Annotated in this window: 6 protein-coding genes and 2 pseudogenes; 6 read left to right on the top strand and 2 right to left on the bottom strand. The window is 74.7% G+C overall.

Features of this window, described 5'->3' with window-relative positions; all coding sequences use genetic code 11:
- Positions 1–224: hydantoinase B/oxoprolinase family protein (locus ACFV5N_RS20750; RefSeq protein WP_385601862.1), on the top strand; the 224-nt coding region annotated here is incomplete at its 5' end.
- Positions 225–233: 9 nt separating this feature from the next.
- Here the strand turns inward: ACFV5N_RS20750 and ACFV5N_RS20745 are convergent.
- Entirely contained in the window at positions 234–701 is a 468-nt protein-coding gene (locus ACFV5N_RS20745) for a Crp/Fnr family transcriptional regulator (RefSeq protein ID WP_385601859.1), read from the bottom strand.
- Positions 702–819: 118 nt separating this feature from the next.
- Between ACFV5N_RS20745 and ACFV5N_RS20740 the strand changes: the two genes are divergently transcribed.
- The 5 genes and pseudogenes from ACFV5N_RS20740 to ACFV5N_RS20720 form a co-directional block, all read left to right on the top strand.
- Positions 820–3,252, top strand: coding sequence for a SpoIIE family protein phosphatase (locus ACFV5N_RS20740; protein ID WP_385601856.1), 2,433 nt, complete (start codon positions 820–822; stop codon positions 3,250–3,252).
- Positions 3,253–3,301: 49 nt separating this feature from the next.
- Positions 3,302–5,353 (top strand): SpoIIE family protein phosphatase, encoded by a 2,052-nt coding sequence (locus ACFV5N_RS20735; protein WP_385601854.1) that lies wholly within the window; start codon positions 3,302–3,304, stop codon positions 5,351–5,353.
- Positions 5,354–5,495: 142 nt separating this feature from the next.
- Positions 5,496–7,010 carry a hypothetical protein gene (locus tag ACFV5N_RS20730; protein ID WP_385601851.1) on the top strand — a complete coding sequence of 505 codons (1,515 nt, stop codon included), beginning with the start codon at positions 5,496–5,498 and terminating at the stop codon, positions 7,008–7,010.
- Positions 7,007–7,912: a hypothetical protein gene (locus tag ACFV5N_RS20725; RefSeq protein WP_385601848.1), complete on the top strand. Its 906-nt coding sequence runs from the start codon at positions 7,007–7,009 to the stop codon at positions 7,910–7,912. The genes ACFV5N_RS20730 and ACFV5N_RS20725 overlap by 4 nt, the downstream gene beginning before the upstream one ends.
- Before the next feature lie 51 nt (positions 7,913–7,963).
- Positions 7,964–8,428, top strand: a pseudogene (locus ACFV5N_RS20720) (hypothetical protein); the annotation flags it as partial.
- A 1-nt stretch (position 8,429) separates the two neighbouring features.
- On the opposite strand, the pseudogene ACFV5N_RS20715 reads toward ACFV5N_RS20720, so the two are convergent.
- A pseudogene (locus tag ACFV5N_RS20715) lies at positions 8,430–8,668 on the bottom strand (hypothetical protein); the annotation flags it as partial.

The following is an 8,668-nucleotide window of genomic DNA, read 5'->3' as shown; positions in this document are numbered from 1 at the left end:
GGTTCCTGGAGCCCATGACCGTCACCCTGCTCACCGGCCACCGCCGCGTCCCCCCGTACGGCATGGCCGGCGGCGCGCCCGGCGCGCCGGGCGCCAACACGGTACGGCGCGCCGACGGCCGCACCGAACCCCTGGCCGGCGCCGACACCACCGAGGTCGGCGCCGGTGACGAACTGATCATCGACACGCCCGGCGGCGGGGGGTACGGACCGCCCCCGGCCTGACCCGGCCCCTCAGGGCACGCCGGGTCCGTACCGCCCGGCGTGCGGCGCGAACAGATCGAGCAGCCGGGTGCGGGCGGCCCGCACCCGGTACGCCAGGATCTCGGCGATCACCCGCAGCAGCGCGTACCCGAACTCCGGATCGTCGTCGCACACCGCCTGCACCTGCGCGCCGTCGAACGCGTACGCGCGCACCGGCGACAGCGCCTCCGCGCCGAAATCCCACTCGTACGGCGGAAACAGCCACGACCAGCCCAGCAGATCGCCCGTCTCCAGTGAGGAGACCGGCGTCGGGCGCGGCCCCGCCAGCCGCAGATCCAGGGTCACCGTGCCCGACCGCAGCACCCAGAACCGGTCGGCGTGACCCTTCTCCTCGAAGATCCGCTCGCCCTGCTCGAAGGACACCTCCTGCGCCAGTGCCATCAGCCGCTCCCGGTGGATGGGCGGCAGCACCCGCAGCAGGCGCTTGGAAGCCGTCATCGCCGCGCCTCCTCCCGTGCCCGTACCGTCCCCGCCCCTCCATGGCACCCCATTCGGGGGAATCCCGCATCCGCGGCCCACCGCGCGCGTCCGGGCCGGACGCCGTTCAATGGGAGACGTGACCGCCAGCCCCGCCCCGCTGCCCCAGGACGCCGCCGTGGTGCTGGTCCTCGGCGAGGACGACGAGGTGCTGACCTGCACCCCGGACGCCGAGGACCTGCTGGGGCAGCCCGCCGCGCGGATCACCGGACGGCGGCTCGACCGGCTGCTGGAGCACCGCGAGCCCGGCGTCGTCCTCCTCACCCGCCCCGGCGACGCCGCACCGCTCCGGCTGCGGCTCACCACCGTCGACCTGCCCGGCGGCGGCCGGGCCCGGCGGCTGGCCACCCTCGCCCCCGAGCACACGGTCCACCGGCACGAGGAGGACCAGGCCGTGGTGCGGGCCCTGTTCGCACAGCGCCGCGTCGGCATCGCCATCCACCGCGCCGATCTGCTCATCACCCGCCTCAACATCAGCCCCGAGGTCCTGCTGCGGACCACCGGGGACACCGGGAACGCCGCTCCCGCCCAGGACTCCGGCGACATCGCGCTGCCCGCCCGGATCGCCGACATGCTGGTGCCGGACGACGCCGAGGCCATCAGCGAGCGGATGCGGCAGGTCGTGGACGGCGGCGAGCCCGTCATCGACTGGGAGCACTCGGCGCGGCTGCGGGACGTGCCCGACAGCGAACGGGTGCTCAGCATCCAGGTGTTCCAGCTGCGCGACCGCGACGAGCGGGTCCAGGGCGCGGTCAGCATCTTCACCGACATCACCGAGCAGTACATCGCCCGCCGCCGGATGGCCCTGCTGCACGCCGTCGCCGAACGCATCGGCGCCACCCTCGACATCACCAGCAACGCCCAGGAACTCGCCCGGGTGCTGGTGCCCGGCTTCGCCGACCTCGCCGGCGTCGACATCTCCAGCCGCATGCTCAGCGGCGACGAACCCGACTGGACCGTACCCGGCGCCGAGATGCGGCGCCTGGGCGGCGAGAGCGGCCGGCCGGACTGGCCGGCCGAGGTCTACCCGCCCGGCGCCCGCTTCCTGGTCGAGGAGTTCGCCGACCCCCGGCTCTCCGACAGCCGCGCCCTGCGCGAACCGTGGCCCGACGCCGTACGCACCCGGCGGATCGCCCAGCCCGGCAGCGACCCGGGACCCGCCGCCCACCAATTGCCGCAGGGCGACGGCTCGCGGATGATCGTGCCGCTCACGGCGCGCGGCCAGGTGCTCGGCGCCCTCCACCTGTGGCGGGCCCCGGGCCGGCTCCCCTTCAGCCGGCAGGACGCCTGGATCGGCGAGGAGATCTCCTCCCGCGCCGCCCTCAGCCTCGACAACGCCCGCCGCTACACCCGTGAACACCGCACCGTCGAAACCCTCCAGCGCAGCCTCCTGCCCCAGCCCGTCGTCGAGCTGACCGCCGCCCGCACCGCCGGGAGCTACGTCGCCGCCCGCACCGCCGCCGGGACCGGCGGCACCTGGTACGACGTCATCCCGCTGTCCTCCGCGCGGGTCGCGTTCGTCATCGGCGACATCGCCGGACACGGCCTCAACGCCACCGCCACCATGGGCCGGCTGCGCACCGCCGTGCAGACCCTCGCCGACATCGACCTGTCCCCCGAGGAACTGCTGACCCGGCTGGACGACCTGGCCATCCGGCTGGCCGACGCCGAGCACGAGCCGCGCGACGGAACCGGCGCGGTCGGCGCCACCTGCCTGTACTGCGTCTACGACCCGGTCACCGGCGACTGCACCATGGCCGGGGCCGGCCGGGTGCCCCCGGTCATCGCCCGCCCCGGACAGCCGCCCGAGACGGTGCCGCTGAAGACCGGACCCCCGCTCGGCGTCGGCGGCGAGCCCTTCGAATCCGTCCGGGTGCGCCTGGAACCCGACAGCTGGCTGCTGCTGTTCAGCGACGAACTCGTCGCCGCCCGGGCCGGTGACGGCGACATCCTGGAGCCGGCCGAGCACACCCCCGAGGAACGCATGAACCTGCTGCGCGCCGAGATCGCGGCGGCCGACGGCCACACCCCCGCCGAACTCGGCCAGTCCGTCCTCGACGCGCTGCTGCCGCGCCGCGCCCCCGACAGCGAGGTGGCGCTGCTGGTCGCCCGCGTGCGCTGCCTGGCGGAGGAGAACACCGCGCACTGGAGCTTCGAGGCCGATCCGGCCGTGGTCGGCGAGGCACGCAACGCCATCCTGGGACAGCTGGCCGACTGGGGCCTGGAGGCCAACGCCTTCGCCACCGAACTGATCGTCAGCGAACTCGTCACCAACGCCATCCGCTACGCGGGCGGCCCGGTCGACCTGCGGCTCATCCGCGACGAGACCCTGATCTGCGAGGTCTCCGACCCCAGCGAGACCCAGCCGCACCTGCGCCGCGCCCGGCCCACCGACGAGGGCGGCCGGGGCCTGTTCCTGGTGGCCCAGCTCGCGCACCGCTGGGGCAGCCGCTACACCGCCCGCGGCAAGACCATCTGGACCGAACAGCTCCTGGACCCGGAACCGGGGTAGCGGCGTGAACGGCGGAGCCGGGGACGGACGGGGCAGCATGTCGGGCGCCATGCCGGACCGCTCGACGGGCGTCGCCCTGGGCGATCTGATGCGGCAGGCCGTCTTCGTCCAGGACGCGAGCGGCGCCATCGTGCTGTGGGGGCCCGAGGCCGAGCTGCTGTTCGGTCACCGGGCCGAGGACGCGCTGGGCCGCGACGCCGCCGGCCTGCTGCTGCCGGACGGCCCGCCGGGACTCGCCGAGGACTGGCAGCGCGGCGCCCGCACCGGCCCGGAATGGTCCGGCACCCTGCCGGTCCGGCACGCCGACGGCCACACCCGGCTGGTGGAGATCCGCAGCAGACCCGCCCCCACCACCGACGGCGAGCCGCGCGTCATCAGCCAGGCGGCCGACGCCGGAGCGCTGCGCGACCTCGCCTCCGACCTCGCGCTGTCCACCGGGCTGATCAACCAGTCCCCGGTCGCGCTGGGCCTGTTCGACACCGAACTGCGCTGGCGGCGCATCAACCCCGCACTCGCGCGGCTGCACGGCGTCCCGGCGGACGCCCTGATCGGCAAGCCGTTCGGGGCCGTCCTCAGCGAGAGCGACACCAGCGGCGTCGGCGCGGTACTGCGCCGGGTGCTGGAGAGCGGCCGGCCCGTCATCGACCACCGCACCACCGGACGCACCCCGGCCGACCCCGACCACGACCATGTGTGGTCCGCCTCCTTCTACCGGCTCGACGAGCCGGACGGCCGGGTCCTCGGCGTCGCCATGTCCGCCATCGACGTCACCGAGCGGGTACGGGCCAACACCGAGGTGGCCAGGGCCAGGGTCAGGCTCGCCCTCATCGCCGAGGCCGGCACCCGGATCGGCACCACCCTCGATCTGCGGCAGACCGCCCGCGAACTGGCCGAGTCGGCGGTGCCGCGCTACGCCGACCTGGCCGCCGTCGACATCCTGGACGCCGTGCTGGGCGGCGGCGCGGCCCCGCCGGTACGGGAGGACGGCTCGGCGGTGTTCCGGCTGCTGGCCCTCGAAGGCACCCGGGGCACACCGCTGGAGGGCCGCACCCGGGAGATCGGCGGCCCGGAGACCTTCGGCCCGTCCCGCGTCATCACCCAGGTGGTGCGGCAGGCCCGGCCCGTCCTGCTGTCCGACGCGCGGGGCCGCGGGCTGCGCCGGCTGGCCCGTGACGAAGACGGCGCCCGGGTCCTGGAGTCGGCCGGCGTGCACTCCGTCCTCGTCACCCCGCTGATCGCCCGCGGCGAGGTGCTGGGCACCCTCACCCTGCTGCGCACCGGCGGCAGCCGGGCCTTCGACGAGGACGACCGCGACCTCGCCGCCGAACTGTCCTCGCGCGCCGCGATCAGCGTGGACAACGCCCGGCTCTACACCAGGGAACGGAACACCGCCCTCACCCTCCAGCGCAGCCTGCTGCCCCAACTGCCCGAGGACCGCACCGACATCGACATCGCCTACCGCTACCGGCCGGCCGTCTCCGAGGTGGGCGGCGACTGGATCGACGTGCTGCGGCTGTCGGGACACCGGTTCGGCCTGGTGGTGGGCGATGTGATGGGCAAGGGGGTGCGCGCCGCCGCCATCATGGGACAACTGCGCTCCACCATCAGGGCACTGGCCCGCATGGGGGTGCCGCCGGCCGAACTGCTCGGCCATCTCGACAACATCGCCGAGTTCCTGGGCGACTCCATCGCCACCTGTCTGTACGCGGTGTGCGATCCGCGCGCCGGCTGGTGCGAGATGGCCGGTGCCGGGCATCTGCCGCCGGTGCTGGTCCGGCCGGACGGGCGCGGCGAACTGCTCCAGCTGCCCGAGGCGGTACCGCTGGGCGTGGGCGGGGTCCCGTTCCGCAGCGCCCGGTGGGCGCTGGAACCGGGGGCGACCCTGGCCCTGTTCACCGACGGCCTGGTGGAGGAGCGGGGGCACTCGATCGACGAGGGGCTGCGCGCCGTGCTGCGGCTGCTGGAGGGGCCGCCGGGACCACTGGAGGAAACCTGCGACACTGTGCTGGGCACCCGCACGCACGGCACTCCGCAGGACGATGTGGCGCTGCTGCTGGCACGGGTGCACCGCGGGGCCGGGGGCGGACCGCGAGGCGCGTGACCGCCCGGCCGTGTCCCGTATCCGTCCTCCATCCGTCCCAACCGAACTAACCGAACCAATCGCACCATCCGAACGATCTGGGTCATCCGAACCATCCGTGCCGAATCGATCTGTGTCCGTGCCACCGCCTACTGTGGGATCCGTGACCGCACCCGCAGGAACGCCCCACGCGCCGCCGACCCTGGGCCCCGCCGCCGACGAAGGGCTCGCCCGGCGGCTGCGCGCGCTGGCCTGCACCGCGCCGCTGCACGACCTCGACGCCCGCAAGGCCAACCTCGCCGGCGAGTACGGCATATACACCATGGCCGAAGTGGCGCTCGCCGCCATCGACCTGGTCACCCTCAGCATGGACTTCGACACCGGGGCCGACCACGAGCAGGTCGTCGCACGCCTGCTGCCCCGCGTCGCCGCCCAGGCACCCGACCGCGCCGCCGCCGAGCACGAACGGGTCGCCCGCTGGGTCCTCGACAACCTCATCAACGTCGGCAGCGTCGACCGCGGATTCCGCGCCGTCTACGGCACCTTCGGGCCCGACGGCGCCTACGTCCGCCGCGACTACGACTTCAAGCTCATCGAGGAAGTGCCGGGACCCGGCGGCGGGGTGTATCTGCGCACCACCGACGAGGCCGTCAACGTCCTGGTCGGCGCCCTGGACACCGACGTCACCAGCGCCCAGATCGCCGCCGAGGTCAAGCTGGAGGTGCTCATCAGCCGCGGCCGGCTCGCCGACGCCCAACTCGCCGCCGAAGCCGCCCGCTACCGCACCGTCCAGTACGCCGAGACCCTGCGCCGCGCCCTGGAGGCCACCCGGCGCAACGTCCGGGCCGTCGACTGGCTGCGCACCGTCCCCGACCTGATCGCCGAGGCCCTGGACCACATCGCCGACCGCTACCGGCACGAGAACGCCATCCTCACCAACATCCGGCGCGCCCGCGACGAGGCGATAGAGCCCGAACACAAGCTGCGCGCCGCCGAACTCGTCGACATCGTCAAGGACTGCATCCGCCGGCACACCCAGCTCCAGTCCCGGCTGCTGGAGGCCGGCCCGCTCTTCCGCGCCGAGCAGGACCGGCAGGCGTTCGCCCCACCCGCCGCCCGCGCCGGGGTGGACCTGTACGGGCAACTCCTCGCCCCGCTGCTGCCGGAGCCGCTGGAGCGCGCCGCCCGGGTCACCGACGCCTGGTTCGCCCGGGGCACCGGGCCGCGCACCCCCGGCGCCGTCCGGCTGGCCGACCTCACCGAACTGCTCCTCACCCCGCCGGTGCCCCGCGAACACCTCGGCGCCGAACTGCCCGAGCCCGACCTGGTCGCCACCCCCGACGACTCCCGGTTCAGCGAGGAACAGCTGGCCACCGCCCTGGACATCCTGGACCTGCCGCCCGACGCGCCGCGCCGGCTGTCCGGCCTCCTGGAGCAGGCCCGCCGCAGGGCCCCCGGCGACCCCGAACTGCCCTACCTGCTCACCCTGCTGGCCGTGCACGCCGCCAGCCCCCCGGTGGGCACCGCCTACCGGCAGGGCGAGAAGCGGCTGCTGTTCGCCGTCGACGACGGCACCCCCCTGCACGACCCGGAGTACGGCGGCGCCGACCTGATCGTCGGCACCGCACTGCTGGACGCGGCCGGGATGGCCGCCGATCGCTCGGAGAGCCCGTCATGACCACCCCAGCCGACGCCCCCGTCACCGACCCCGGGGACGAGCGGGACGGCACCCCGTCCGCACCCGCCACCGGCACCGCCCCGGTGACCCCGGCCGACGCGGCCGACGCCGCCCGGCTGGTCTCCTTCGGCCTCCAGCCCAGACTGCTCCCGGCCCGCGACACCGAGTACGCCGGACTGCTGCGCCGCTACCAGGAGGACCCGGCCTTCGCCCGGCTCGCCGACGCGGTCGCCACCGGGCTCGGGCTGATCGTCCTCGAGGTGTCCACCCGCGCCGGGATGGCGCTGACCGCCGCCGAGGACTCGGTGTTCGCGGTCCGCATGAGCGAGTACGCCCGCCGCACCACCGCCGACTCCGCCGACCGCTTCCTGCACGGCCTCGCCCACCTCGCCGTCGCCGCCCTCGCCTTCCCGCGCCCGCAGGACCTCGCCGACGACGGCTACATCGGCCGGATCACCATCAACGGCGTCGACTCCTTCGTCCGCCAGGCCTGCCGCCGCCTGGAGGAGCGCGCGGCCGAGCAGGGCGAGAACACCGACCCCGCCTCCGGCACCCCTGACCTCGAAGCCGCCTGGCGGGTGTACGCCCGGCGCAGCGCCACCGGCGCCACCAAGGACGCCCGGCGGCTGGCCGGTTCGACCACCGGCATCGTCGGCAAGGCGGTGGCCTTCCTCACCGACTCCGGCTTCCTCCAGCGCACCGGCGACGACGCCGGCGGCGCCTACCGCACCACCGCCCGCTACCAGCTCCAGGTCCGCGACATGGCCGCGGGTGCCGCGCTCGCCGAACTGCTGGACCTGGGCATCGTGCCGGTCAGCGACGGCACCGCCTCGCTGCTGCCGCCCGACACCACCGACGACCTCGACCTGGTGGACGGCGCGGGACTGCCGTTCCACAGCTGACCGCGCCCACCCCCACCGTCCGCCCCGCCCCCGCCACGAGAGCCCAGCCACATGTACGAGTTGTCCCGGGTCCGCCTCTACTCGATCGGACCGGCCGGCGCGCGCTACGCCGACACCGTCCTCGATCTGCGCGGAGTCGGCGACGTGGTGCCGCAGCCGGCCCCGGCCCAGGCCGACTTCTTCGAGGAGGAGCCCACCGGCCCGCCGCGCCGCCCGGCCCCGGCCGGGGTGCTCTTCCTGGAGAACGGCGGCGGCAAGTCCGTGCTGCTCAAGCTGATCTTCTCGGTGATGCTGCCCGGCCACCGCAACACCCTGGGCGGGGCCAGCTCCGGCGTGCTGCGCAAGTTCCTGCTCGCGGACGACTGCGGGCACGTGGCCCTGGAGTGGCAGCACACGCTCACCGGCGAGACCGTGGTGGTCGGCAAGGTCAGCGAGTGGCGCGGACGCCAGGTCTCCGGCGACCCGCGCAAGTTCGCCGAGGCGTGGTACTCCTTCCGGCCCGGCCCCGGGATGAACCGAGGTTGGGGTAGGCCTTGCCGGTCTCGGTGAGGACGTCGCGGAAGCCCTTCATGGTGCGGCGCCGGCCGCGGGCGCCCGAGGTGCCCTCGGCCTGGTCCTCGCGGGGCCGCAGCGCGGTGGATTCGGCGACCGGCAGGGAGTCGAGGTTCATCCCGGGGCCGGGACGGAATGAGAACCACGCCTCGGCGAACTAGCGAGGGTCGCCGGAGACCTGGCGTCCGCGCCACTCGCTGTCCT

Source organism: Streptomyces sp. NPDC059853 (assembly GCF_042731495.1).
Classification (GTDB): Bacteria; Actinomycetota; Actinomycetes; order Streptomycetales; family Streptomycetaceae; genus Streptomyces.
Note: the sequence above shows the minus strand (reverse complement) of the source record. Positions and strands in the feature narration are given on the sequence as shown.

Bases quoted from the DNA above. Each gene is read 5' to 3' on its own strand.
- ACFV5N_RS20725 (WP_385601848.1), top strand. From the start codon at position 7,007: ATGACCACCCCAGCCGACGCCCCCGTCACCGACCCCGGGGACGAGCGG.
- ACFV5N_RS20745 (WP_385601859.1), bottom strand. From the start codon at position 701: ATGACGGCTTCCAAGCGCCTGCTGCGGGTGCTGCCGCCCATCCACCGG.
- ACFV5N_RS20735 (WP_385601854.1), top strand. From the start codon at position 3,302: ATGCCGGACCGCTCGACGGGCGTCGCCCTGGGCGATCTGATGCGGCAG.